The sequence below is a fragment of the Plesiocystis pacifica SIR-1 genome (assembly GCF_000170895.1).
Lineage (GTDB): Bacteria > Myxococcota_A > Polyangia > Nannocystales > Nannocystaceae > Plesiocystis > Plesiocystis pacifica.
Map to the genome: position 1 here is coordinate 106,891 of NZ_ABCS01000018.1, position 24,885 is coordinate 131,775.

The window sequence follows — 24,885 nt, forward strand, 5'->3', positions numbered from 1 at the left end:
AGTGGCTCACGGATTGGGATTTGCGATCAAGAGTCCATCAGATCGTTCAGACTCCACTTTCGCGAATATCCCCAACTGCTCCCCACCCTCGAGTCTGGTCGATGGTTCGGGCGCTCGTCGCTGCGTCGACCTCAGCTGTCAAGCTTCTCGGTCCTTGGCTCAGGCTCGATGAACAACGCCGAGAGCGGAACACCCAACCCCGCCGCGAGACGGCACAGCCAGTTGAGGTCTGGATCGACCTCCCCTGCCATCACCGCGAACAGCTCTCGACGATCGATCCCCGCTCGATCCGCGACGACCGTCAGCGGAATCCCCCCGAGCTGCGTCAGTCGACGCAGATTCTCAGTCATGAGCTCGTGGGCGCTCAGCTCACCGGCGTCCGCCATATTGAGAGAATAGCGCGGCATCGCTCAGACGCTTCACCCGACCAGGCCCTCGACCGTCCGGCGGACGACCTTGGCGGCTCCAAAGGACCCGGCTGCTCGCTCGATCGCCTCTGGAGGCCCCACGACGCTCCAGCGCATCTTCTCAGGCGCGAAGCGCTCGCTAATCACGCTGGCGATCTTGCTGCCGTCCAGGGCGTAGAGCTGGTCGAGTTCTCGGTACGCACGCTCGACGGGTAGGCGAACGTCCGCCATGTTCAGCAGCTGCCCACACGCAGCGCTCGTCGTCTCGTACCGACGCATCTGCGCGACGTACTGCGCCAACCGGTTCTCATTGGCTATCAACCCGGCGCGCCTGCGGATCTGCGGATCGTCTTGGAGCTGCTCCAGCTGTCGCCGACACCCCTGAATCGCTGGGGCTAGGGCCTCCGGCGTCACCGGGGCGAAGTACTGCGTAACGATCTCGGAGCGCGTCTGCCAGGCCTGCCAGTCGACGCCGTAGGCAGCACGAAGGTGCGTGCGGAGCTTCCTGTTGATGAAGCTAGCCACGAAGGAGTTGGCCGTCTCGATCAAGACTCGGTCCCGAGCGCCGTAGGGAGCCTCGGTCCCGCCATAGCTCAAGATCACGTCCTGCATCCCCGGGAGCGGCGTGAGTACGGCTCCGTGACGGTCGGGGTCGATCGGGACGGGAGGAGTCGGTGAAGCGGGCGTCCGGGTTGCGACCGTCCACCCGGTCGCCGCAGCGATCGCCCAGCTCTTGGCCTCGTCGAGGCTGAGGTTCCCTGCGAGCGCGAAGCTGAGTCGGCTCGGTCGCAGGTGTGCGTCGACCCAGCGGAGAAAGTCCTCATGGCTGATCGAGGCCACGCTCTCGGGGCAGCCCGTCGCCAGCGAGCGCGACGCCGGGGCGACCGGAAGGCTGGCGAACACGATCCCGTGGCCGCCCAGAGACCTCGGGTCGGAGCGCATCGCCCCAAGCAGCTCGAGCTGCGCGTTCCGTTCACGCTCGAACAGCGCAGGGTCGCGGTCCAGCTTCGAGAAGCCGCGCACGAGGAGGGCGAGAGCCTGGGCGGCGTACTTGCGCTCGACCGTACAGCGCAGCCCGATGCTCTGTGGCCGCAGCCGACTACTGAGCTCGGCGCCGAGCGTCGTGAGCCCCTCGAGGTGTCCCCCACCCGAGCGCCGCATGCACGAAACCACGAGGCGGGCGAGGCCCTCCTTGTTCACCGGATCATCCGCGAAGCCTGCCTGGATGCACACTCCGAGTGAGACCAACGGGCTGCTCCGGTCTTCGAGCATGTACAGCTGCGCGTCCCCACCAAACTCGTGACGGGCGATCGGAGGGAAGGTGACCGTGATCGTCTCGGGAGTCGTCGGTGGCTCATGCTCGCTGCCCACGAACGAGGCTGGCGTTCCGCACCCTCCGAGGAGCACGGACCCACTGAGGCCCTTCAACAGGTGACGCCGTGTCCAGGTCATCGCGCCCCCTGTTTGGTGGGCGCTCGCTCGGCGGGGTGGGACAAGATGACCGTTCTCAGCTCTCGCCGAAGGTAGGTCGTGATGAAGGACTGAACGCGCTCGAGCGTGACCCCGTCATAGCGGGCGAGATCCTCATCGAGCCAGTCGGGGTCCTTTCCCGCGTTGACGTAGATCTGAATTCGCGCAGCGCGGGCCCCGAGGCTTTGGAGAGCCTGGTAATTTGTACGAAGGAGCTGGCGGCGCTCCTTCTCCAGGAACTGCTCGCTCAGATCATCAAAGATCTCGTCGAAGAGCTCATCGAAGAGCGCCAGCAGCTGCTCCGGCGAGGCCGTCGACGCACCTGCGAGGTGAACGGAGAGGCTCGAGACGCCGACGTGGCTCTGCTGCTCGGCGCTGAACGCCATCAGAACACCTGGAGCCGAACGTTCGGCGAGGTCGTAGAAGATGTTCTCGAGCACGCCAGCGACGAGATCAGCCTCGGCGTCTCCGGCTTCGAACAGCCCAGGCGTCTGCCAGTGAATGATCGCCGTCGGCCAGGTCGCCACCTTGGACTGACGGACGACGCGACGCTCTTGGGTCTGTTCTGGGGGCGCGGCCTTCGGACTCGCCGGGCGTTGCCCTCCCTTTCGTCGCCGAAAGTCCAGGCTGATGGTGCGCTGCACGTCCTCTGGGAGGTCACCGACGAGGACAAGGGTCGCGTTTTGGGGGCCGTGGTAGGTCGAGATGAACTGTTGAGCATCGCCGAGGCCAAGCTTCTCGATCCACGCGGGAGTCGCGGGCTGCAGAGGGTGACCAGCGGGATAGACCGTCGTCAGTAAGTCCTCGAGGCTGTCCCCAGTGGCATGGGAGCTGACCCGAAAGCGCCACTCGTCGATCGTCGTCACCTTCTCCTCTTGAACCTTGATCGAGGACAAGGCCGGGAGGACGTAGGCCATGCGATGCGACTCCATCCACAGCGCAAGGGGCAGCTGATTCGTCGGAACGAGGCAGTGGTAGGAGGTCCGAGACGGGTGAGTCGAGGCGTTGCACAGCGCTCCGGCGCTCCTCATCTTCGCGGAGTATTCGCCGTCGTCGAGATCCCGAGAGCCCCTGAACATCAAGTGCTCTGTGAGGTGCGCGAGGCCTCTGGACCTGCCGTCGTGCGCAGAGCCCACGTGGTAGGTGAGGTTCACGGCCACGAGAGGGAGGCGGTCGTCTTCGACGAGGACGACCTCCAGGCCGTTGTCGAGCTGGTAGTGCGTGTTGGCGAGGAGCTCGCTGGCCTTGGCGCTGGCTGGGGCGAGGGTGAGGAGAATGACCGTGACCCACGCGGCTGCTCTTCGAAGCATGGCCAAGTGATAGCGACAGCCGCCCCGTTCGCAAAGCGTGAAGATGCACGGCGGGGATCCGCGAGGTGAAGCATGGCAGGTCGGGCGGTCGTCGGCCCCGAGATCCACCTGCCAGGTATCACGAGAGCTCGAGCCGACATGTCCCCAGCAGGTCAGCCTGGTCAGCCTGTGTAAATGAGCGAGACGAGCTGTCCCCCAGAGAGTCGCATTGGTGATCAGTAGGCTTGCAGATAGCGGATACCCCAGCCACGAGGCTTCCTCTCACTTTTTGGGCGCCCGCTGAAACTTCCAGCTCCTTCGCCTGATGAAACTAAGAAGTGGCGACGCATCACTTGGCTTCGATCCTCGCGCCCTTCCTCGACCAGGTAGAGCGCCGCGCGGTCGTACAGGCTCTGCGGGCCCACCCAAGCTGGACGCTGGGGCAGCTGCTCGAGCACATCGAGGGCGAGGGGCGCTACGCCGCGGTCTTGCGCGACTTGCAGCTCGGGGAGTTTGTCCTCGCGGATCCTGTCGTCATCCTGCGCCGTCGTCCGCCTGCGCGAGCTCCGGTGAGCCGCGCTGACGCAGCTCGCCTCGAAGCAGCCACCCACGCCGTCGGCCCCGACTTCGACGCCTTCGTGCGTGAGGTCCTCGAAGAGGCCCGGGCTGGGGTCCACGCGGAGAACAGCCGAGAGGGCTGGGTAGGCTCGGGCTTGTTGCGCGACCTCGTGGGCGGGCCGCGCTGGAAGCTCCAGGCCGCGCTCGCTCGGCTCATCGAATCCGGCGTGGTCGAGCGCATCGGTCGGACCAGTTCGACGCGCTACCGTCTTCGGCAGGGGGAGCGTGTCCTGTGAGCCGGTCGAGGGCCCGCTTTGGTGCGTATGTCCGCTCGTTGAGACAGGCCCGCGGCATGACCCAAGAGACGCTGGCAGAGCACAGCGGCCTGTCCTCCGACACGATCCGCCGCCTCGAACACGGAGTCTTCTCGCCCAGCCTCGACACCCTGGACAAGCTGTGCCTGGGCCTCGATCTCATGCTCAGCACGGTCTTCTTCGGCTTCGAGATCGGCGAGCGCGACATCGCCCGGGAGCTCGTGGACATGGTTTGCACGCGCAGTGTGGAGGAGATCGAGCTGGCGACCGCGGTCTTGCGGCTGCTGTTCGCGGAGCTCGATCGCCGAGACGAGACGGCCTAACGCGAGGGTGTCCGCTCGCGCAGCTCGATGCGCTGACGGAGGGCCTCACGCCCGCGCCGACGGTGGGTGCGGACGGTCGCGGGTGGCAGGCCCTGACGGCGGGCATAGCCCAGGACATCACCACCTCGGAGCTGATCTTCGAGCGCCCCACGCAGACGAGGGTGGAGGCGCCGGAGTTCGCTCCGGAGCAGACGCATGCGCTCGCGTTCGCGGACTCGACCGCTCGGGCTGGTCTTGGGGTGCTGGAACTCGACGGACTCGAATTCGCCGGCTTCGACGGCCTTGGCTCGCCTTCTCTCGTGCTCGTGGAGGACGGCGTAGTGGGCGATCCGCGTCACCCAGCGGGTGAAGGCGTCGTCGTGCTCGGGCTCGAAGTTGGGGAGCTTGCGCCACACGGTCTCGACCGCCGACTGGCTCAAGTCGGGGGCTCTCGCGGAGCCACAGCGTCGGGAGAAGTGGCGGACAAAGAAGCGCTCGAGGGCACGGCCCAGGCGCTCTTTGGCCGGACCATCGGGGGCGCGACGATAATCGCGATAGAGCTCGTCCAGGCGCATCGCGGTCAGCGTACACGAGCGCGCGAAGTCGCGACTGGACCGAAGAACAGGCAAACTTCGACGAAGTTCGCGGACTTTGAAATAGACCGTGGGTGTTAGGCTTCATCGACATCAATGGGGACTCAGGACGAGAGCGCGGGGCGTCCGCGCGACGAGCTGCTGAGCTTCAGCGAGTGGCTCGCCCTCGAGGAGGATGACGAGCAGGAGAACGAGCCCTTGCCCGAGTCTCGGTGGCCTCCCGATCGCTGGGTGGACTTGGTCGCGCGCATCGACGCTCCGTTGATGCAGCGGCGCAACGGGCAAGAGGACGTCGAGCCGTTTCAGATCGATCGCTACGTGCTCGACGACGTCATTGGCTACGGGGGCATGGGCGTGGTGGCGCGGGGTTGGGACTCGGAGCTTGGGCGCTGCGTGGCGATCAAGCTGTGCCTGAACCCAGGAGAGGTCGGGGAAGAGGCGCTGCGCCGGGAGGCGATGACCCTCGCTCAGATCCGGCACCCGAACATCGTCGCGGTCCATGACATTGGTCGCTTCGAGGACAGCCTGTACATCGTGATGGAGTACGTCGAGGGGCTCGATGGGCGAGATTGGCTCAGGCAGCGGATCGACGTCAGGGAGGTCTGCCGAGTGTTTCGAGCGGCCTGCCTTGGTCTCGACGCGGCACACCGGGCGGGGATCCTGCATGGAGACTTCAAGCCCTCGAACATCCTGGTGGGGAGGAACGGGGAGGTGTGCGTCGCCGACTTCGGCGTGGCCGAGTTGATCGGCTTTGACAGCGAGTCGAGCGAGGGCGACGGCGACGAGGAGTGGTCGACGCCCCGGGGCGGGACCTTGGCCTACATGGCGCCGGAGCGGATTCGGGGGCACCGAGGAGACGCGCGGGCGGATCAGTTCTCGCTGTGTGTGTCGCTCTGGCACGCCCTGCACGGGGTTCGGCCGTTCGCGGGGAGCTCTGCCGAGGAGCTGCTGGGGGCGATCGAGCGGGGGGAGATCGAGCAGGACGACGGCCACGGGGTCGAGGAGATCCCCGAGGTTCTTTCTCGCGCGGTGCTGCGGGGTCTTCGAGCGGACCCCGAGGAGCGACACCCAAACCTGGGAGCCCTGCTCGAGGTGCTCGATACTCCCGAGCCCGGATACACGAAGCGGCGGTGGCGGCAGCGCGGGGGTCAGGCCGCGCTGGCCCTCGGGTTGATGGCGAGCTCGTTTGCCCTGTCGCTCACTTGGTTCGCATGGGCGCTTCAGCAGCCCAGGGTCCAGACGCAGGCCAACCATGGACTGGCGCGCGCAACGGAGGAGATGCCGGCGCGCTCAGCAACGGACCTCTCGGTCGCGCTGATCGTCGCCGGAAAATACCAGGATGGTTTGACGGTGTGGGAGGCCGAGAAAGGGCGACGAGAGGCCGAGCGCGAGCCCTTCGCGGAGGAAGGGCTGCGCGTTGCGGCCGCGCTGCTTCAGCGCAGCAAAGAGGTGCTCGAGGAGAACCCCGAGCTTGGCCAGGAGTTGGTGGCCAAAGTCATCTCGATCACCTCAGACGTGATTGTTGAACTTCTTGAGACGGACCAACCTACTGACGCCGCAAATCGATTGATGGACGACGCGCTGGCTTTGCAAGGCGCCAAGAGCTCCGAGTGACTCCCCCTCAGTCGTCGAAGCAGGTAACCGTGCCATCTTCGTTTGTCTGACCATCGGCGCAAACGGTGACGTAGCCGCCAGCTTCCATGCAGGTCCATGCGACGTCCGCAGCAAGCGGCTCGCAACCCTGGCTCGTGCAGCACAGCAGGCTCTCGGTCGCCTCGACGGGCGGCGGTCCCACGTACTCGAGGCACAAGCCCATGTCACACGCATCGACAAAGGGCTGGTAGCAGGTCACCCCCGCCTCCGTCGCCTCGCCGTACTCGCAAGCGTAGCGCTCGCCCGTCGTGCAACGGTCGTAGACATCCGGGAAGTCGCACACCGCCAGGTCAGAGGTCTCGTCGATCTCACAGCACAGCTCGGCATCCAGGATCGGAGCATCGGGCCCGCTGGGCTGGCAGTAGCGAGGGAAGACCTGGCCGAGCGCGTCGACGTAGGCCTCGCCGTCGTCGTCGCGGTGCAACTCCCCGCACAAGTCGGGGACACCGGAGAGGATGGCGAAAGTTTGCAAAATGGTGAGTGAACTCGCGAGTATCATGAATCGACGCTAGCACTGGACCAGCTCCTCATCGGTCGCCTCCGTCGGAGTACCCGTGTGCCAGCTCCGCGATCCACGGACCTATCGGTGTTCTCGTAGAGCCCTGTCACGGCCGCGGCGGGAGATGACCGACTGCCCGGAGCCATCCCCAGCGCGGCACCCCTCTGCCAATACGAGGCTGAACTCGTGGCCACCGCTCACCCACGAGGCCGACCTCGCCAGGCAAGCCCTTCCCTACCCCCTCGGCTCCAGTCAGACGGGCCCAGACGTCAGGGGCCACCCAACCCAGGCAGACTGAACGTCATCGCCTTGCTGGTAGCATGGGTCGATGCCGAACCCCGACGCCGAGGCTCACGAGCGCACGACTCACGAGTGCAAGCCCGACCTCCCAGAGAGCGCTCCGGGCGCGACCAACAACAGTACATACACGAAGCCCACCTGCAGAGTCGGCAACAAAGAGAGAAGCCCCGAGCCAAGACGGCAGCTCTGGCAAGACGAGACCCTCACGGGGGTATGGGCGTCGTCAAACCAGCTCTACCACCTGTTCATCAACCAGGCAGGCACTCACCTCGAGCTGTTGATCAGCGCCATTGAGAGCGGAGACATCGGCGTCTATAACAACGACAATTATCGCATGGACGCCCTCATCGTCCGTGTCGGCGCCGATCCTCGTTCGTCGGATCCTGACGGCGTCTACCGACTGTACCTGCGCAGCAAGGATGAGCCTCCTGATTCACTCGCAAAGCCCTGCGGAAAGCTCTACGAGGTCTACGAGGACGACGGAAAGGGAGGCGTCGAACTCCAACTGGGCATCGACCTGAGCATTGCGAGCTACGTGGGCGGGAAGAAGGCTGCTCGCTTCGCCTCGGTCGCGCAGGCGCGCTTCGTCCGAACCCAAGGGGTCCCGACCGTGCTCGAGCACAGGCTACGCAGCGGGTGGATCCCCAACGAGGTGCGGACCCGCGAGTGGTTTCCGATCACCCCCAAACAGGTCGCGGCCATGTCCAAGACCATCAAGGACGCGAGGATCGACCTCGACCCGAACGAGGTGATGTTTGACGCCGAGCCGGGCAGCCCCAAGGTGTCCTTTGGCTACGGTGACCTCTTGCTCTGCTACTTCGCCGCCCAGGCGCTCGACCCACTGTTCATCCTCAGCGGCGATTCGCCCGAGTCGAAGATGCAGCACGCAGCGTCGGCGCTGAACAAGCTCGTCGCCAAGGCCTGGGATGCCGCCCGCGCGCTCCCCGAGACGAGCGGCGGGATCAACCAGCACCACATCGAGGACTGGCGCGTCGCAACCTTGCGAACCCTCGCAAGCGAGACGCTCACCGTCCCCAAGGGCGTCCCGCGCTCGTGGCTGACACACACCCAGGCCATGCTCGACGGCAAGCCCGAGTACGCGGATGTGGGCCACTTCCGCAAGCTCCTCCTGCTCTACGACCTCCATCCACACGAGACCTACGAGGCAGAAATCACGCTGACAGACTACACCCTGGACGGTGACGGAAAGGGGAAGGGCAAAAAGAAGCCTCGCAAGCGCAACCCGTTCAAGAAGATCTTTGGCAAGCCCTGGAAGCGAGTCCGAAAGAAGCTCGGAAAGAAGATTCCCTTCGGCGGGCTCGTGGGGACCTTGAGCGTGGAGAAGAAAGGGGTCGGGGCGTTCAAGGCGACCTACTACGTCACGGTCTGGGGCGTGAAGGTGTCCAAGAGCGTGGGCGAAGGCCAGATGGTCGTGTCAGGCAAGGGGACGGCGAAGGGCGTCGTCGGCCAGATGTGGAAACCCGAAGACCTCGTCGGGAACGTTGATCTCTTTGACGCCTCGGGCGGCGCTGCGAAGGGAAAGGGGAAGGCCGTGGGGGTGACGACGCTCCGGGTCTGGGGAGGCCCCGACTCGGCTCCCGAGGCGCCCATCACCTTCGTGTTCCCCGGCTTCAGTGAGGCGTTCAGCGGGCGGGCCGTGGCGGGTGTTGGAGGCTTCCGAGGAGCGGGGGTCATGCGAGCCATCAACTTGCAAAACGGTGACGTACTCCTCGACATCCCCGACGTGAAGGACCCCTTCGACTTCATGGTTCATGCGTCATCCGCTCCGATTCACTTCCCCATCAACGGGGCGAGGCTGCGAGCGAACGCTCGCCACGCGCTCAGAGTGTTCGCGGCCTGCGAGCTCCCGCAGCTCCTGACCCCCGGCGCGATGATCGAGGTTCACGGCTTCGCTGACCGCCCAGATACGGAGACTCGCAACTTGATCCTGTCACGCAACCGCGCCGTGTCCCTCTACGTGTACTTGAAGAACATTTTGGGGCCGGACTTCCCGGGCCCCGAGCTCGAGGCCCTTCCCCCCGAGGACCAAGAGCTGGAGGACCAGCGCAACGCGCAGGAGCCCGACGACTTCATGATCCGGGACCCGAGCGAGGGGGTCGAGGGAGTCGACGTGTACTGGTACGGCGAGACCAAGGCCGAGGACGAGTACGAGGGGTACGACCATGAGCTGCGAAGGGCCGAACTCTACGTCGACGCGAAGCTGCGGCTGAGGCTGCACCGCCCCTACGAGACGGTCGTCAAGGGGGCGAAGAAGTAGAAGGGCAAAGGCTCAGAGATCGAGAGGGACCAGCTCGTCGCCCCCCTTGGTGGGTCGGAGAGCCCAGGCCTTCCCGGTGGGACTGACCGCGATGTCCGCGACCCGGACGCGCGCCCGGGTCTTCCTCGTACGTGAGATCAGCTCAAACCACGCGGTCTCGTCCTGCCCGTCGAGGCAACGGATGACGAAGCGTTCGGGGGACCCCGCGATGCGCTGCGTGAGGGCGCACGCATGGTCATCCGCGATGAGCTCGCGCGTCCCGTCTTCACGCAGGAGGGTGAAGGAGCCTCCCTCATCCTTGCCAAGGAATTCGTAGTCCCCGACATGCTTGCGGTAGCCAAGGAAGCGCTCCCCCTCATTGACCGCCCGCGCGACCTCTGGGGCGAGGGCCCGCAGGCCCCCAGGCGTCCATTCGAACCACAGGCTCGAGTCGTCACAGGTGATGCGCAAGCGCGGAGCGGTGCGGCTCTCACGAGCGATCTTCGCCTCTTCGCCGGGACACAGCGCGTCGAGATCAAAGCCCTCCTCGCTCCCGTGACGGTACACCGCGTTCTCGGTGTAGTCGACGCGCCAGTCCTCGGCGAGGGGCTTGCTGTCGTAGCGGGCGCAGCGATGGCTCCGAGGCGGCACGAGCACGGCGCTGGCGCAGGACATCGGCTCGTCTTCCGGCGACTCGGGCCAGACCTCGTCAGAGCCGGACTCGAGCTCCCCAACACGAAGATCGGGGTCCCATGCGTGCGGGAAGAAGGGGAACGCCGCGTCAGGCTGAGCCGGCGGCGCGGTCCGGTCCGTCCACTCCTGCAAGAACACGGGGGCGCCTGGCTCAGCGCGGGCGTAGATCCATGCGCGCGGAGCAGCGAAACTGAGGTGGACCCAGAAGGTCTCGCCGTAGCGATAGCCGTCGACCGGGGGTGCCGCGGGGACAGGGGTACCCACGCGAGCGTCCAGGAGGTGTGGACGGGTGTCTCCCTCGAGCTCGACCAGCGCGAGCCCGTGCCTCCATCGAACGTCGAGGAGCTTCGTAAAGCGAGCGAGGGCTTGTCCATCCTTTGGGTCCAAGAGGACCGAGAATTGGGGCTGACCGTCCTCGCTACGAGCGTAGTGGTTGATGATGAGCAGCTCCTCGCCAAAGGTTCTCCCGGGGCCCGCGAACCCGAGTCGCGGGGTCTGCGACGCGCTCGCGTAGATGCGTGCCCCAAACTTTGGGGGAACCTTAGCGTAAGCAGGGCCTGGCGGAGCGACGTAGGTCAAGGGCTCCAGCGGAGTCGCGGTCTTCGAGTCGATCGCGGGGTATCGCGGCGCCCACGGGTCCCCCACATCTGTGGGCTCCGTGTGTGGCTTGGCCGGGGAGCTCTCTACTTCCGCAGCGCTCGCCGATCGAGCATCGTGTTTGGGCTCGGTGCACGCGAGGGACCCCAGAGCGAGGACAGCCAGCAAGACACTCGCTTGCCGTAGCCCGCTCGCTCGGCCAGTCATGGATGCATGCTACCCGTCAGAGTCGGCCTGGTCACGCCTCGAGTTCTGGTGGACCCCGAGCACAGCCGCGCTCGCTGCCGCGGTGCCCAGGACCGCCCCCAGCAAAGGGGCACCGGACCACGATGGCTTGGTCTCTGGCTTCGAGGCGATCGCCAGACGATCGGGGCGCACCATCAGCGAGACCGCGCCCAGAACGGGCTGGCGGGCAGCCTTCGGCCTCCGTGGTGCTCGCGGGGGACGATGCTCGGGCTTCAAGAGCTCGCCATCGATCCCCGGACTCCCCCACAGCTGCGAGTTGACCTTGGACGCCTTCACGCCGGAGTTCGCTAACGCCGCTCGGTACTCTGGGTCCGTGACGCGCCGAAGATCGACGGCCATCCGCTTCGAGCTCGCCAGCAGTTCTCGCCTGGCCTGATCGAAACGGTCTGCCAGCACCGAGGAGCGAAGCTTTCCGGTGGGGAAGTAGAGCGCCCCCACGCCGGGCGGAACGTAGGCCACCGCGAGCGTGTCGAGGTGATGGAGCTGCAGTCGGACGAGGTCGGTGCAGTACGGCGAGATCAAGCGCGAGAAGACCGACGCCGCGAACGGCACCTCGAAGTTGGGCTCGCGCGCAGACGGGATGAGCCTGGAGGGCATGCCCGGGTGACGCCCGCCCAGGGTTGGCTCGCCGTGCTCATCGTCAAACGCAGTCATCAGCGTCGAGAGTCGGGCGATCAGGCCCCGCCACCCTGGACTGCGGTGCCATTGCCACTGGGACCGCGCAAACTCCCAGAACTTCTCGAAGGTCAGCTTCCACGCCTTGTAGATGCGCTCTGTATCGATCGTGAGCAGCAAGGGCCCAGGCCGGGATATGCTGTCGAGCAAGTTGAGCAAGAACTTGTTCGTGGACAGGTAGAACTCGCCCACGTTCTCTCCCGGCGTCGTCGCGTTGAGCGGGCTCCCTCCGTAGGCCCATCCAACTCCCTCGACCGGCCAGACCGACTCCGGGTCGACGCACTGCCGGCAGTCTCGGCTCCCGTCGAAGGTCTTGACGCTCTTGTAGCAGGGCTTGTCGACGCCCTTGCAGCGCAGCGAGTAGCGGTCCACCGGAGTCCCGCGCACCGAGTAGTAGTAGCGGTAGGAGGCCTGGAGCACCCGGAGCGAGGTCGACGTGCCCGGCATGAAGCCGAAGGTCGAGGCGTCGCCAGGATCGAACTGATACTGGGTCTCCCCTCGCGGTCCGCGGGCGACCTTCGGGCGTCCCTGTTGGGCCGCGATGCCGCGCTCGCGGTGCTGGATCGCCCAGTCGCCGTCGACGCGGTACGCGGGCAAGAAGAAGCTGGTGTAGTCGGCGTTCGAGGCCGCGACGGTCTGACCGTCGGGGTAGACGATGCCGCCGTTGCCCCGGCTGCGGAAGACCTCGAGCACGCGGTTCATCTGCCAGGTGTCCGTCGCCGGGTCCTCGGTCTGAAGCGGCGGGAGCGGGACGTCTTTGGCGAGGTCGGTGTTGACCTTGGCTCGGACGACGTTGACCGCCCACACCGCCGCAGCGACGACCTGGGCCACGGTTTGACCAACCATGTTGGCTTGCCCGGTGAGCTGCTGTACGACCTGCATCCCGGCGTTTTGGAGCAGCTCGGGGATCATCTCCTCGGGTCGGTCATACGCGCGGATCGTGCTCAGCGTGCTCCCGAGGTGCGAGTAGACATGGGACAGGCCCTTCGCCATCGAGGTCCCCTGGAGCTGAGGCAGGCCGATGCGTGTCCCGATCTCGAAGAAGCCGATCTGCGCCGAGGACACCCAGTTTTGCCAGTCCGCGGCGGCAAAGGTCTTGAGCGCGAGCTCGCCAGCGACGCCCACGGCCGGATCGAGGACCGAGTTGTGGAACACCTCATTGGCGGGCAGGTGGCTCTTGAAGCTCGTCCACTCCGACCCCCGAGGAAAGACTCGCTCCACCCGGTCGGTGGCGTCGTCGATGAAGGTCGCGTCTGGTCGCAGCAGCATGGTCAGGCTCCCTCGGCGTAGTAGGGGATCTGGTAGAAGGCGATGCGGCCCATGATGTAGGTCGCCGCGTAGCGGATCTGCGTGGTCACGACCTCGTCGAAGACCTCGCTGCGGAACACCGGCAACACCGGGTCGAGCTCGAGCAAGGCCTCGCGCTCGTTCTCGGTGACCATGGCGACGTTGAGGACCGTCAGGAAGGCCGAGGCCTGGTCATTCTTGCCGCGGAAGATCTTGGTCAGCATCGGCATCTTCATGCTGTGTACGATGAAGCCGATCGCTTGTTGGGCGCGATCGTACTGGGTGACCAGCCTGGCCTCGGGGTTGAGGTAGATGCGCGCGCCCTCTTGAACGACGGGGCCCATGAGCGCGGCCCCGATCTTGGCGACCTCGTGGAACAGCCCGACGACCTGTCCGCGGCGCTTGGTCTTGTTCTCTTCCTTGATCTGCTGCTCCTCGACCCGAGACTTGCCATCCTGGAGGTCGCGGTACTGCTGAAACATCTCCTGCTGCTCGGTGATGCTCTCGCGCATGATCTCGCGGGCGCCCCGGACGAGATCGGGCGCGGCCCCGATCGAGTCCGTCGCCATGTCGAGCGCCTGCGCGACGTGCCCGAGGAGCGCCTCGTTGGCCTCCGCGAGCCGCTTGATGTGCGCGTCGAGCTGCGAGTCTGCCCGCTGGCGCTCGTACCACGGTGACCCACACCCCCGCTCAGCCCGCGGGGAGGACTCGACCCGGGGCTGCCTGGGAGAGACCCGCGGGGGGACGGGCTCGACCCGCGGAGGGGGGACCTCGACTCGCGGCGGGCTGACCTCCACTTCACAGTCCTTCCCATCCTCACATCGGTCGATCAGATTGAGTCGCCGGACCAGCGTCAGAATCTGGTCACCCTCGTCGTCGTAGCCGAACAGCTTGAAGTTGCACCAGTCCCCCTCGGTTCGGGTCGCGGTCCACTTCGCGGCGACCTTCCACAGGTCCTCGACGATGATCGAGACCTGAAGACGACGCTCTGCCGGATCGATGTCTGGCTCGGGGAGCTCCCAGCGCACGCTCGCCCCTGGGAACTCCGTCGCCCCGCAGGCGAGCGGGTTGTCCCCGAAGGCATACTCCGCGTCGTCCTCGAGCAGGTCTCGGTAGGTGCCGCCTCCCCGCAGCCACTTGAGCCGCACGAGGGCGAGGTGGTTGTCGTAGGACTGTAGCCCGTTGACCCATGCCACAGGAATAGTATCCGCATTCTTCTTTTCGTGACCCATGCATCTGCCTCGGCGCTGTTCCTAATTCCGACAGCAGTCGCGCGCAAGAAAATTGTTGGAGTGCGCTCATGCCACACCCTCGCAGAGATGCGGCCTGGGCTGACGGTCTAGGGCACCTTCGGCGCGCAGTTGATACGCGATTGGTAGGCCGTTGGTACGCGATTGATACGCGGTTGGTAGGCCGTTGATGCAGCGGAAGCGCGATTTAGTACGCGATTGGTAGGCCGTTGATACAGCGGAAGCGCGATTTAGTACGCGATTGGTAGACCGTTGACAGGCCCTTGAAGCACGCTCGTCCCCGCCGCGGCTAGAGCGCGTTCTCAAGCGCCTCAAACGCGAGTGAGTGGCTCGCTTGGCGCCGACTCGGTGTGCCCCAAATGACCCCACATGGTCGACTGAGGACTTTCATATATACTGATTTAAATTGATTTAAATTCTCGACGAATGGCCAGAGTCGAGTCAGGCTCCGTTCATGTTTGAGCAGCTCCCGCAGAACACAGACACCAAGGCGCTGGCGAGGCTCGACGAAGACCTCGCGCGCCACGAGGCCGAGCGCGCCGTCGTTCTCCAAGAGAAGCTCGAGGCCTCGGAGTTCGGCCGGCGGTGCCGCCACGAGTGGGCCGCCGAGCAGCGCCGACAGAAGACCGAGCACGTCATCATCGAGGTCCTCGAGGTCGGACTCTCGCCGGGGGCGGGTGCGCTCGCAGCGTGGCGCACCAAGGGGGGCTTCCCCGTGGGTGCTGTCGTCAACGGCGTCGTCGGGACCGGGGCGAAGGCCTTGAGCCTGCTCGGCCCGGAGAACAGCGTCGCGCGCGTCGCCGGCAACGCGGGGAAGGTGCTGCTCCACAACCAGATCGCCATCACCACCTACGACCTGATCCGAAAGGACGGATGACCATGACCAAGACCGCCGCCAAACCCTCGGAGCAGCGCACGCTCCAACGACGCCAGGCCAAGCAGCAGGGCCGCACCCGTCGCGCGGAGCTGATGCTCGACAAGCAGGCCAAGGACAAGGCCCGCCAGGACCACCTCGACGGCCGCCAGACCCAGCTCGAGGCCCGCGTGGTCGAGCTCGAGGGGCTCGTCGCCGGGCTCAACGAGCGCGTGCAGACGATCGAACGAGACCTGACCTGACAACCCAAATCCAGAGCTAGCCACACCCAAGCAACGACAAAACCATGTTCAACTCCAATCTCAATAGCCTGCTCCCGTGCGCTGCACCGGGAGCTCCATACGGGCTCGAGGCTGCCCAGCAAGCGATGAAGCAGGACATTGCATGTCCCAGCGAATTCGCCTTTGGCTGCCTCGTGCCCTTCGAGGTCGAGGTGCCGGTGCCCGCCGGTGGCCGGGTCCGACATGAGGTCAAACCCTACGAGCGCCTCATGCCGGTCGCCATGGTCGCCTACCTGTCGGGTCCGGACATTCGGATCGAGGCCATCTCGCGCCGAGACGACCGCGACGCGGGCATGACCGGTACCGGCATCACCACGACGCGCGACCCCGACACCTTCGACTGGGAGGCCCTCAAGACCCCCTTCAACCCTTTCCCGCCGGATATCGGGCCCGTCGACAGCTCCAAGGGCTTCACGATCGAGGTCTCGAACCTGACGGGGTCGGACAGCCAGATGTTCCAGGCGACCTTCTTCGGGGCGATCGGCGGCTACGCGGGTCTGCGCTACCTCAAGGAGCACATCGGCCTGTCGGACAAGCTCTACGGTCTGCTGAGCAACTGGCTCAGTGAGTCGGGCATCAACCCGACGAGCAGCGGCAAGAAGGGATGATCCGGTTCCCGACAGAGCTCGTGGGCGAGGAGCTCGCCCGCGAGGCGTCGGTGTTCTTCACCGAGGCGCTGGCGAAGCTCAACGCTCGCCAGTTTCGGCGCGCGGTAGGGGAAGACCTTCCCTGCTGCGCGCGCTGTGCCGGCTGCTCCCTCGATGAGGGAGCGGCCCTTCAAGATGCCCGGCGGCTGCTCGAGACCCGCGCCGGGCATCCGGTGAGCGTCGTGGCCTACTCGATGGGCAAGGAGCTGGCGGCCGGTCGGGCGTGCCGGCCCGTGCTGATCGACGGCCAGCGCCTGGCCTACCAGGTCGAGGACGGCGAGGTGCTCGATCCGGTCTCGAAGTTCAACACTGAGGAGAGCTGTTGCTGTGGACAACACGACGACGATGACGACGGGCGCGCTCGAGGCTGAGGACTCTCAGTCGGCGCAGACTTTGACGGACGCGCAGGCGCCCTACCCCGATGAGCGCGAGGGCTTGACCCCTGGGCAAAAAGTCGGGATCGGGCTGGGCGCGACCGCGGCGCTGGGACTCGCGGGCTTTGGGCTCTACAAGCTCGGGCAGCGCAACGGGTGGTGGATGCCGGACTCGCCCCTCGTGATCGATGACGAGACGACGCCCGGAGGGGGCGGGACGACGCCGAAGCCCAAGCCCAGCGGCGGCGGGAGCTCGGGGACCGGGCGTGCCCGCGGTAAGCCCCCGAACATCAGCCTCGACCCCGAGGGCTACAACACGATCCTGTGGCCGCGGCCGGGGCCGATCCGGATGGCCATGCTCAGCCAGGGCTACAAGGTCGAGGTCAACGACGACCCCCTCAACCCGCACCCGCAGGTCACTCGCTTTCAACGTGACTGGAACGCGGTGATCCGCGGGCTCGAGTCCAAGAAGGTCCGCCTCCCTGTGGAGGTCAAGAAGTCGAGCCTGCTCCGGCACTACCGCGGAATTCTCCAGGTCGACGGTATCGCCGGGAAGAACACGCTCAACGCCCTCGAGGTGATGCTGACCAACTACACCGACAACGGGATCCGTTGGTCGACGCTGACGGAGCAGACCCGATGACGCCGCATCAGATGCTCCGCGAGTTGGGCTACCTGACCTCCGCCGCGGGGATCAGCGAGTTCCAGCGCGACTACAACCGGATCGGCAGCGTGCCGCTGGTGGTCTCGGGGGAGGTCGACCAGGACACCGCCCTCGCCCTGGCCTTTGCTTACGAGGCCCGGGCGGCCTTCTCGTCGCTGCGCGGACGCAGGAGCGACAGCCATGCCTGATTTGAAGCTGGCGTTCATAAAGCCCGAGGCCCTCGAGGTCATCGAGGCCGAGGTCGTCGGGAAGTTCGAGGCCGCGGTGGAGGTCGATGGCCTCTCCCAGCCGGGCTTCGACATGGGCGAGGAGCCGAGCCCTCCGCACGTCTTCGACGTGGAGCCGATCCTCGCGGCGAGCCCGATCGACATGGACCCCGGGAGCCCGCCGCCGCTGGTGGTGCAGCCGCACTACACCCAGGTCCTCGATGAGATCTGGCCGGAGTTCGACGCGCGGGAGGACCGGACGGCCGCGCGGCTGCAGGCGCTGCTCGATGAGGTCAAGGACGAGGCGCAGCGGGTGCACCTGCTCGCGCAGTCGGTGTGGGAGAAGCTTCCCAGCTACAAGGTCCCGGATTCGGAGCGGAAGCGCTACCAGGCCGAGTTCTTGTCCTACCTCAAGCGGCTGCGGTCCTACGGGGACACGCTGCGCGAGCTCGAGCCCGAGGACACGGCGACGGAGACCGTCTACGTGGGGCTGGTGCGGCGGCGCGAGTCGGCGGGGCCGGTGCCGGACGCGATCATGCATATGTACTTCGCGCAGCAGCTGGGCATCTTGTCCGACCACGCCGAGGACATGGGCGAGGGCTTCGTGGGGCGCTTCATGGATGGGCTGGCCCAGACCGGGGAGGCGATCGACGACGCGCGCGAGGACCTCGATGAGACCAAGAAGATGGCCGAGGAGCGCTTTGACCAGCTGTTCACGGAGCTCGGCGAGGCCGCCAAGCGTGGGCTGCTGTGGGGCGGGGTCATCCTCGGGGCGGGGCTGCTGATCGGCGGGACGATCGCCATCGCGCGCGTGGCCAACCGGAGGGAGCCCGATGAGGTCTGAACCAGCGGTCCCGACTTGGGCCTGGTACGCGCTTGGGGGCGTGGCTGCGGTGACGGTGGTCGGTGCTGCCATCTACTCGGCGCGCAAGCCCAGCTTCGATCGCATGATCCGACGGACCGGAGCACCGCCCGAGATGGTGCTCCTTGGAAAGCTGCAGCGCTTCACCGAGAGCCGCGGCAACCCGCGCACCGGCCTGGGGCAGCCGGAGCTGTTCCCGGACTTCGCCGAGCCCCGCAACGCCTCGCGGGCGGCGCAGGTCGCCGAGTCCAAGGCGGCCGGTATCGGCTACGACCGCAACGCGGCCGCCTACAGCCAGTCACCCTACCCCCGGGAGATGTGGGTGTTTGGCAGCGGCGGTCCCTACGGGATGCTGCCGAGCTCCGCGCTGGCCCCGTGGCGCGGGACCGAAGCCCTGCGTCGCGGGAAGGTCACGCCCTACGATGTCTTCAACCCGTGGCGTGCGACGGTCTTCTTCGTCGACTACGCCCACCGCTTGGTCAACCGCGCCGAGTTCCGCGAACTCCCGCCCGCGCACCGAACCCTCCTCGCCCTCAAACGGGGCATGGCCTCGCCCGGGCTGATCGGCGACTACAACGAGGCCAAGGCGCGCTCGAGGACGACGCGGCACAACACCGAGAAGGCCGCCCGCGAGCTCGGGCTCGATCTTTCGGTGCTCGACACGCCGATCCCCCTCGACTGGCCGCGCTATCCCGGCGCTGCGGAGCTCGTGCCGTGATCTGCCGGTCGGTGATCCGCCGCTTCGACGGGGACGACGGCCCGAGCTTCCACGCCGCCGTCCTCCCTCGAGACGCGAGCGCGCTGCGCTTCGTGTCGTGGGTGACCCTGACCAAGTCCACCGGGCGCTACGCGGGCAGGAACCGCGCGCCGGGCGTGACGGTCGCGTGGATCCCCGCCGAGCGGATCGCCGACGAAACCAGCTCTCCCGCCGAGATCGACGCAGCCCTGGCCAACACGGACCAGATCCCGCTCGTCGTCGAGGCTCCCCGCCGGCTCCCCGTCGCCTATCGAAGCGACGACGGGGCTGGCTTTCCCACCGTGACCATCAAGGGCCAACCCATGGCCCTGGTCGTTCGCCTCGGGCGCATCCAGCCCGGGACGCACGGCCAACTCACCTTTGGATGGAGGATCCGATGACCGCAATGAAGACCGTGGGCATCGTGGCGGCGACGCTCGCTACGACGGCCCTGATCGGCGGTGGAGCCTATTGGTTCTACAAGCGCCGGCAGAAAAAGAAGGATGAGGAGGAGGTCGATCCCGAGGACCTGCCCAACGACGCGGACGACGACGGGGTGACCGAGCCGGTCACGCCTGACGAGGTCCGGCCGCGCGGTGGGTTCATGGATCGCAACACCCTCCCCGACGACGTGAAGCAGAAGTTCGTCGAGGCCTTCGGCGGCTACGCGCCGCCCAAGGACGAGATCCTCGACAACCTCACCCAAGAGGACGTGGTCTTGTTCGGCGTGAAGTCCGAGCCGGTCCCGGGTTATCCGAGCGTGCGCGAGGAGATCCTCACCGCGAAGGTGCGCACGGTTGAGGATACGGTCATCCGCGCGCGGATCTCCGAGCCTCCGCTTTACTCGGCCCACCTCGGGTCCCACGCCGGGCACGGCTTTCGGATCGGGGAGATGGTCGAGGTCCCGCGTGGCGTGATCATCTTCGCAGCGCGGCCCAAGCCCTCGGAGGTGAAGGGCTACGGCGAGTACGGTCGCCCGGCGGGGACCTTCGAGTCCAGCCACGTCAGCAAGAAGAGCTACGACGTGCACCCGGGCACGCCCTACGACCTGGTGATGCCCTACATCACCGATGACATCGAGTTTCACGTCGACCGCGAGATGGTCCGCTTCGAGCTCGTCGGGACCAAGGGGCTGCGCCAGCAGATCGTGTTCAAAGAAGGCAGCATGCACGGCGACGTGACGCTCCGGGCGCTGGATCGGGATCCCAAGACGGGGCTGGTCTTCGTAGCGCGCTGGAACTTCCACATCGAACCGTGAGCACGAGTTACGGCCCGCGCGTAGGGGTCGGGACAATCAGGAGGTGAGCGATGAAGATCGAAGCGCGAGCGCTTCGGGTCGCGGATGTCGTGCGCATCCCCGGGGACGGGGAGCGGGAGATCCGTGGGCTGAGGATGTTCTCTGACAAGGTGCAGGTCTGGTTTCGGCAGGCCGATGGCTCGACGGGGGAGAAGCCGGATGCGATCTGGGCGCCCGAGCGGGAGCTGGAGATTCAGCGGCCGGGGAGTCTGTTTGGGGAGCCGGAGGAGACGAAGACGGGAGGGTTGACCGTGCGGTACAGCCTTGAGAGCGGGGTGCTGCTGTGCGGGGAGACCAAAGCGCACAAGGAGGCGATCAAGGCCCTGCGGACGCCGTATCGGTTTCGGTTCTCCCGGAACCTGCCGGAGGGTTGTGCTTGGTACGCCCCGCGGACGCGTGGGAAGGAGCAGGCGCGGGACAAGGTCGAGGCCGTCGCCACACAGCTGCGGGCCAAGGGGGTCCCCGTCGTCGTCGAGCACAGCTCTACGGCGTCCGCAAAAGTCGAAGCTGCGCTCGACATAGCGACGTTGGCAAAGTCGCACGGAATCAAGCCGGGTGATCGACATCCCGACTGGCCCAAGCTGCGCGCGGCCTTCGAGGACGCGGAGCGCAAGGGCCAGGGCGCCAAGCTCCGCGCGTGGCTCAACAAGCACCGGCTACTGCGACCCGGAGAGGGGACGGAGGAGCTCGCTCGCGTCCGGGGCAAGCTCGCCTTCGAAGCCGGGACCTGGCCGCCCGCGCCCGAACGCGGCGAGACCTACGGGCGCGCGGAGTTTGGTGGCGTGCTGCGAAGCATCGACCAGGACCCCCGGGTCCTGGCGATCTCCGAGTTCGCGCAGACGTGGAGGCGCCAGCTCGAGGCGGTGACCAAGGGGCAGGCGAACTTCTGGTTCCGGGACGCGACCCTCGACGCCCGGGTGCGGGACTCCCCCTGGCAGACGCGGCGTAGCTACGAGATGCGAGCCTTCGAGGCGCTGCTCGGCAAGAACGAGCCTGCGACGCCCGAGCTCGTCAAAAAGGCCCACGCCGAGGTGCTCGCGCGCCTCGAGGACTGGGATCAGCGGATGCGCCTGGCCCTGCAGCCGGAGCTCTACGACGGGTCGAAGCCGGCGGACCAGGTCTACACGCAGCTGTGTCGCATCGAGACGAGCGTGGCGCAGCGGGTGCTCCGGGATGTCTACGACGTCCGCTTCCCCGAGCGGGACGACGCCTCGCGGCTGTGTACGGGGGTGCTGAGCCTCGACAAGCTCGAGGCCAAGGCTGACGCGGACGCGCGCGAGCAGGCCGAGCGGGAGGCCGCGCGAAAGGTCGCGCGCCAGGCCGACGCCCGGGCACTGCTCGAGGTCGTGCGCGAGGCGAAGCGCAAGGGCGAGCTGACCGAGCGCCGCTTCAACCTCGCGTACTGGCGGCTGCACCCGAAGCTCAGCAACTACGAGCGCGAGAGCCGACGGCTGAAGGTCTACTGGGTCCAGGGCTTCTCCTCCTCTCGCCGTGGTGTCGCCCCTGCCGGCCGCAAGACCAAGGTGAAGCTCCGCGGACCCAAGGACCACGGCTTCTTCGCGGAGGGCGTCTACGCCGACGAGGACGAGGCGATCGCCGCCGTCCTGGTCGAGGTCAATAAGGCCGCGGGCGATCTCGAGCCCCAGACCCCCAAGCGTCCCCGAAAACCCAAGCGAGCAAAAACCATGGCTAAGACCTCGAAGAGTAAGCTCCCCAAGCAGATTCAGGACATCAAGACCGCCTGGGCCGCCTTCGAAGCCGAGCGAAAGAAGGGCCGCGTCACCGGCTGGAAGAACATCCCGGGCACGTCTTGCTTCACCCACATCCACGACGACTCGCTGACGCTGTGCACCGCTTACCAAAGCAAGAGCATCGGCAGCTGCCCGCCGTCGCAGGAGGGCCTCAAGAGCCCGTCGCGGCAGTTCATGCTCTGCCACCCCGAGCACTCGCCGATGTTCTACCCGGGCAAGGCCGCGGGCATCGAGGCGGTCAAGGCCGAGGCCGACAACGCCATCGCCCGTCGACGCAGCCGCAAGCAGGGAGGCAAGCTCGACAAGCCGCCCAAGATCACCGACTTCGAGGACCAGCAGCGCGCCCTCGAGGCCCTCGTCCCGACGCGAGTCGTCTTCCGCGACAACGACCCCTTGTCGCCGATCGAGCTGTCCGTGGGCGTCCCCTGGGTCGAGCTGGAGGACGGCCGGCGACAAAGCGCGACAACCTGGCGGGAGCCCAAGCTGCCCAAGGGCGCCAAGCTGGTCGCCCAGGTCTTCCCCATCGGGGTGTCCTTCGATGAGCTCGCGGGTGAGCTCGGCACGAAGTACCGCCGCTACGGTGGACCGATCTCACCCGAGACGCTGCGCAAGCTGACCAAGCTCGTCAACGAGGCCAAGCTCCGGCCTGCGCTGAAGAAGGCCAAGGTCACCCTCAACGACTACCGGACGAGCATCGTTGGCAACAAGAGCGTCTACTGGGTGCCCGGGCCAGACGGGGGCATCGCGGTAGGTCCACTGACGGCCGCGGGCAATCCGGTCAAGAGCAAGAAGGTGCTCGAGGCCCTCGTCCAGCGCACGCAATCCGGGCTCCCGCTCCCCGAGCTGCCCAAGGGCTGGAGCCTCGAGGACACGATCGTGATCGCGCTGCTTCGCAACGGCGCGCCGATGTGGGGCGCCTGGCGGCCGAGCACGCTCGGGTACCGCGTCAAGAGCGGGGCCGGGGAGTGGAGTGAGACCAAGACCATGCCCGCGACCTCAAAGCGGGATCCGAAGAAGGGCTTCACGGACTTTCCCAACGTCGCCGCGTTCACGATCCACAAGTTCCTCGACAGCGCGCCAGCGGGGGTCCGCTACCGCGTCGCGGGGCCGTGGCTGGGCTACCTGTATCCGACGGACTTCGGGACCAAGGTGCAATTCGATCCGCCGACGGGCGGCGAGCTCGACGTGGCGAAGCTCGAGGCCGAGTTCGCCGAGGAGACGGCGAAGGTCTCCAGCTACGGGCAGCCGACGGGCTCGGAGAAGGCCGCCATGAGCCAGGCGAAGCGGCGGCTCAGCTGGGCGGCGAAGCAGCTGAAGCAGGAGGAGAAGCTGGCCCAAAGGGCTGCGCGAGAGGCTGAGCGCGTCGCCAAGAAGGCGCAGAAGGAAGAGCAGACCATGGGTGTAGAGACGACCAAGGCCACCAGTTCCGCGAAGACGTCGAAGAAGAAGGCCGCGACCAAGAAGAAGGCCGCGGCCAAGAAAAAGGCCGCGGCCAAGAAGAAGACCGCGGCCAAGAAGAAGACCGCGGCCAAGAAGAAGTCCACGACCAAGAAGAAGGCTACGGCCAAGAAGAAGGCCACGGCCAAGAAGAAGGCCACGGCCAAGAAGAAGACCGCGGCCAAGAAGAAGGCCGCGACTAAGAAGAAGGTCACGGCCAAGAAGAAGACCGCGGCCAAGACGACCGCGGCCAAGACGACCGCGACCAAGAAGACGACCCCGACCAAGAAGACGACCCCGACCAAGAAGACGACCCCGACCAAGAAGACGACCCCGACCAAGAAGACGACCCCGACCAGGAAGGGCTCCGCACCGAAGACAGCTAAGACCACCTCAACCCGACTCCAGTTCAACCGCCACGACGTCGTCCGCTTCCGCAAACGCTCCCAGATCGCCGAGGGCCTCGGCCTCCGCCCCGACGCCCGCTACACCGTCGAGATGACCACCTCCCAGGGCGACCGCCCCCTGGTCGTCATCCGCTACGGGACCGGCAAGCACTCCGTCCTGCTCAAGGTCCCCCCCGGTCACCTCGCCGTCGTCCGGCGCCACGAGGACATCCCCAGCGACATCCGCTCCTGCGCGGCCAAGCTCGCCAAGTACAAGGGCCCGATCAGCGCCAAGACCCGGCGCATCATGATCGAGCTCTCCAAGAGGTCGTGATGCTAGCGATCGTCATCGGCCTCGCCCCCGTCGCGGTCTTCGGCGTCGCCGCGCTGTGGGCCCGCGCGCGCTCGAGTCGGATCGCGGTCCTGGATCTGACCGCGCTCGCGCCAGGGGGCAAGCGCAGCAAGCGGACGCGCGCGATCGATGCCGTGGTGCTCCACCAGATGTCCTTCTCCCGCGGCAACGACCCGCGCCGCTACCTGAAGGTCACCGCCCACTTCATCATCGTCCCGGACGGCACGATCGCCCAGCTCCACCCGATGTCCGCCCGGCTCTCGGCCTCCGACGGCTTCAACGGCCGCTCCGTGGCGATCGAGTTCGCCGGCAACCTCCGCTCGGTCAAGGGCGGTTGGTACCGCCCCGAGGATTACGGCCGCGACGTCCTCACCGCTGCGCAGGTGCTCGCCGGCCGTGGCCTACTCCGCCAGCTCCGCTCTGCGGGCATCCGCCACGTCTACGCCCACCGTCAGAGCTCCCCCAAGCGAGGCAACGACCCGGGCCCGGAGATCTGGTCCACCGTCGGCCAGTGGGGCGTCGACGTCCTCGGCCTCGATGATGGCGGCGAGGGCTACGCGATCGAGGCCGGCACCCCCATCCCCGACACCTGGCGCAGCTTCACGCTGACGACCTGACCCCAGAGAGA

24 protein-coding genes are annotated in these 24,885 nt (G+C 66.6%); 16 read left to right on the top strand and 8 right to left on the bottom strand.

Annotated elements, in window-relative coordinates:
* Nucleotides 1–131: 131 nt before the first annotated feature.
* From PPSIR1_RS11860 to PPSIR1_RS11870, 3 genes are read right to left on the bottom strand one after another with little or no spacing between them, the layout of a single operon-like run.
* Nucleotides 132–386: a helix-turn-helix domain-containing protein gene (locus PPSIR1_RS11860; RefSeq protein ID WP_006971299.1), complete on the bottom strand. Its 255-nt coding sequence runs from the start codon at nucleotides 384–386 to the stop codon at nucleotides 132–134.
* 33 nt (nucleotides 387–419) lie between these two features.
* Complete coding sequence (locus tag PPSIR1_RS11865) at nucleotides 420–1,814, bottom strand: M16 family metallopeptidase (RefSeq protein ID WP_157595461.1); 1,395 nt, start codon at nucleotides 1,812–1,814, stop codon at nucleotides 420–422.
* Nucleotides 1,815–1,855: 41 nt separating this feature from the next.
* Nucleotides 1,856–3,187: a M16 family metallopeptidase gene (locus PPSIR1_RS11870; RefSeq protein ID WP_045115849.1), complete on the bottom strand. Its 1,332-nt coding sequence runs from the start codon at nucleotides 3,185–3,187 to the stop codon at nucleotides 1,856–1,858.
* Between the two features lie 317 nt (nucleotides 3,188–3,504).
* Here PPSIR1_RS11870 and PPSIR1_RS11875 point away from each other — a divergent pair, with 317 nt between their 5' ends.
* Together PPSIR1_RS11875 and PPSIR1_RS11880 are read left to right on the top strand one after the other, a co-directional pair.
* The gene (locus PPSIR1_RS11875; RefSeq protein ID WP_006971302.1) at nucleotides 3,505–4,020 is read left to right on the top strand and encodes a hypothetical protein; all 516 of its coding nucleotides are present in this window, start codon (nucleotides 3,505–3,507) and stop codon (nucleotides 4,018–4,020) included.
* Complete coding sequence (locus PPSIR1_RS11880; RefSeq protein WP_045115850.1) at nucleotides 4,017–4,361, top strand: helix-turn-helix domain-containing protein; 345 nt, start codon at nucleotides 4,017–4,019, stop codon at nucleotides 4,359–4,361. Before PPSIR1_RS11875 ends, PPSIR1_RS11880 begins: the two co-directional genes overlap by 4 nt.
* On the opposite strand, the gene PPSIR1_RS11885 is transcribed toward PPSIR1_RS11880, so the two are convergent.
* Complete coding sequence (locus PPSIR1_RS11885; RefSeq protein WP_006971304.1) at nucleotides 4,358–4,915, bottom strand: RNA polymerase sigma factor; 558 nt, start codon at nucleotides 4,913–4,915, stop codon at nucleotides 4,358–4,360. The genes PPSIR1_RS11880 and PPSIR1_RS11885 overlap by 4 nt on opposite strands.
* A gap of 249 nt (nucleotides 4,916–5,164) precedes the next feature.
* Between PPSIR1_RS11885 and PPSIR1_RS11890 the strand changes: the two genes are divergently transcribed.
* Nucleotides 5,165–6,547, top strand: coding sequence for a serine/threonine-protein kinase (locus tag PPSIR1_RS11890; RefSeq protein ID WP_232296467.1), 1,383 nt, complete (start codon nucleotides 5,165–5,167; stop codon nucleotides 6,545–6,547).
* Nucleotides 6,548–6,554: 7 nt separating this feature from the next.
* On the opposite strand, the gene PPSIR1_RS11895 is transcribed toward PPSIR1_RS11890, so the two are convergent.
* Nucleotides 6,555–7,085: a hypothetical protein gene (locus tag PPSIR1_RS11895; protein ID WP_006971306.1), complete on the bottom strand. Its 531-nt coding sequence runs from the start codon at nucleotides 7,083–7,085 to the stop codon at nucleotides 6,555–6,557.
* A 328-nt stretch (nucleotides 7,086–7,413) separates the two neighbouring features.
* Between PPSIR1_RS11895 and PPSIR1_RS11900 the strand changes: the two genes are divergently transcribed.
* Nucleotides 7,414–9,663 (top strand): OmpA family protein, encoded by a 2,250-nt coding sequence (locus tag PPSIR1_RS11900; protein ID WP_157595462.1) that lies wholly within the window; start codon nucleotides 7,414–7,416, stop codon nucleotides 9,661–9,663.
* Nucleotides 9,664–9,675: 12 nt separating this feature from the next.
* Here PPSIR1_RS11900 and PPSIR1_RS11905 read toward each other — a convergent pair whose 3' ends face one another.
* The 3 genes from PPSIR1_RS11905 to PPSIR1_RS11915 all read right to left on the bottom strand — a co-directional run bounded on the left by PPSIR1_RS11905 (nucleotide 9,676) and on the right by PPSIR1_RS11915 (nucleotide 14,336).
* Nucleotides 9,676–10,599 carry a hypothetical protein gene (locus PPSIR1_RS11905; RefSeq protein ID WP_157595463.1) on the bottom strand — a complete coding sequence of 308 codons (924 nt, stop codon included), beginning with the start codon at nucleotides 10,597–10,599 and terminating at the stop codon, nucleotides 9,676–9,678.
* Between the two features lie 549 nt (nucleotides 10,600–11,148).
* Entirely contained in the window at nucleotides 11,149–13,122 is a 1,974-nt protein-coding gene (locus PPSIR1_RS11910) for a hypothetical protein (protein WP_006971309.1), read from the bottom strand.
* A 2-nt stretch (nucleotides 13,123–13,124) separates the two neighbouring features.
* Nucleotides 13,125–14,336 carry a hypothetical protein gene (locus tag PPSIR1_RS11915; protein WP_006971310.1) on the bottom strand — a complete coding sequence of 404 codons (1,212 nt, stop codon included), beginning with the start codon at nucleotides 14,334–14,336 and terminating at the stop codon, nucleotides 13,125–13,127.
* 508 nt (nucleotides 14,337–14,844) lie between these two features.
* Between PPSIR1_RS11915 and PPSIR1_RS11920 the strand changes: the two genes are divergently transcribed.
* The 12 genes from PPSIR1_RS11920 to PPSIR1_RS11975 all read left to right on the top strand — a co-directional run bounded on the left by PPSIR1_RS11920 (nucleotide 14,845) and on the right by PPSIR1_RS11975 (nucleotide 24,874).
* Entirely contained in the window at nucleotides 14,845–15,267 is a 423-nt protein-coding gene (locus PPSIR1_RS11920) for a hypothetical protein (protein ID WP_006971311.1), read from the top strand.
* Between the two features lie 2 nt (nucleotides 15,268–15,269).
* Nucleotides 15,270–15,506: a hypothetical protein gene (locus PPSIR1_RS11925; protein WP_157595464.1), complete on the top strand. Its 237-nt coding sequence runs from the start codon at nucleotides 15,270–15,272 to the stop codon at nucleotides 15,504–15,506.
* Nucleotides 15,507–15,631: 125 nt separating this feature from the next.
* Nucleotides 15,632–16,153 carry a hypothetical protein gene (locus PPSIR1_RS11930; RefSeq protein ID WP_006971313.1) on the top strand — a complete coding sequence of 174 codons (522 nt, stop codon included), beginning with the start codon at nucleotides 15,632–15,634 and terminating at the stop codon, nucleotides 16,151–16,153.
* Nucleotides 16,150–16,563 (top strand): hypothetical protein, encoded by a 414-nt coding sequence (locus tag PPSIR1_RS11935; protein ID WP_006971314.1) that lies wholly within the window; start codon nucleotides 16,150–16,152, stop codon nucleotides 16,561–16,563. The genes PPSIR1_RS11930 and PPSIR1_RS11935 overlap by 4 nt, the downstream gene beginning before the upstream one ends.
* Entirely contained in the window at nucleotides 16,538–17,209 is a 672-nt protein-coding gene (locus PPSIR1_RS11940) for a hypothetical protein (protein ID WP_232296468.1), read from the top strand. Before PPSIR1_RS11935 ends, PPSIR1_RS11940 begins: the two co-directional genes overlap by 26 nt.
* 11 nt (nucleotides 17,210–17,220) lie before the next feature.
* Nucleotides 17,221–17,418 (top strand): hypothetical protein, encoded by a 198-nt coding sequence (locus tag PPSIR1_RS11945; protein WP_006971316.1) that lies wholly within the window; start codon nucleotides 17,221–17,223, stop codon nucleotides 17,416–17,418.
* Complete coding sequence (locus tag PPSIR1_RS11950) at nucleotides 17,411–18,280, top strand: hypothetical protein (RefSeq protein ID WP_086001245.1); 870 nt, start codon at nucleotides 17,411–17,413, stop codon at nucleotides 18,278–18,280. The genes PPSIR1_RS11945 and PPSIR1_RS11950 overlap by 8 nt, the downstream gene beginning before the upstream one ends.
* 40 nt (nucleotides 18,281–18,320) lie before the next feature.
* Nucleotides 18,321–19,016: a hypothetical protein gene (locus PPSIR1_RS11955; RefSeq protein ID WP_232296469.1), complete on the top strand. Its 696-nt coding sequence runs from the start codon at nucleotides 18,321–18,323 to the stop codon at nucleotides 19,014–19,016.
* Complete coding sequence (locus PPSIR1_RS11960; RefSeq protein ID WP_006971319.1) at nucleotides 19,013–19,435, top strand: hypothetical protein; 423 nt, start codon at nucleotides 19,013–19,015, stop codon at nucleotides 19,433–19,435. Before PPSIR1_RS11955 ends, PPSIR1_RS11960 begins: the two co-directional genes overlap by 4 nt.
* Nucleotides 19,432–20,292, top strand: a complete 861-nt coding sequence (locus tag PPSIR1_RS11965; protein ID WP_157595466.1) for a hypothetical protein — start codon at nucleotides 19,432–19,434, stop codon at nucleotides 20,290–20,292. Before PPSIR1_RS11960 ends, PPSIR1_RS11965 begins: the two co-directional genes overlap by 4 nt.
* Before the next feature lie 290 nt (nucleotides 20,293–20,582).
* The gene (locus PPSIR1_RS45965; protein ID WP_232296470.1) at nucleotides 20,583–24,239 is read left to right on the top strand and encodes a hypothetical protein; all 3,657 of its coding nucleotides are present in this window, start codon (nucleotides 20,583–20,585) and stop codon (nucleotides 24,237–24,239) included.
* Nucleotides 24,239–24,874 carry an N-acetylmuramoyl-L-alanine amidase gene (locus PPSIR1_RS11975; protein WP_006971322.1) on the top strand — a complete coding sequence of 212 codons (636 nt, stop codon included), beginning with the start codon at nucleotides 24,239–24,241 and terminating at the stop codon, nucleotides 24,872–24,874. Before PPSIR1_RS45965 ends, PPSIR1_RS11975 begins: the two co-directional genes overlap by 1 nt.
* The last annotated feature ends 11 nt before the right edge of the window (nucleotides 24,875–24,885 follow it).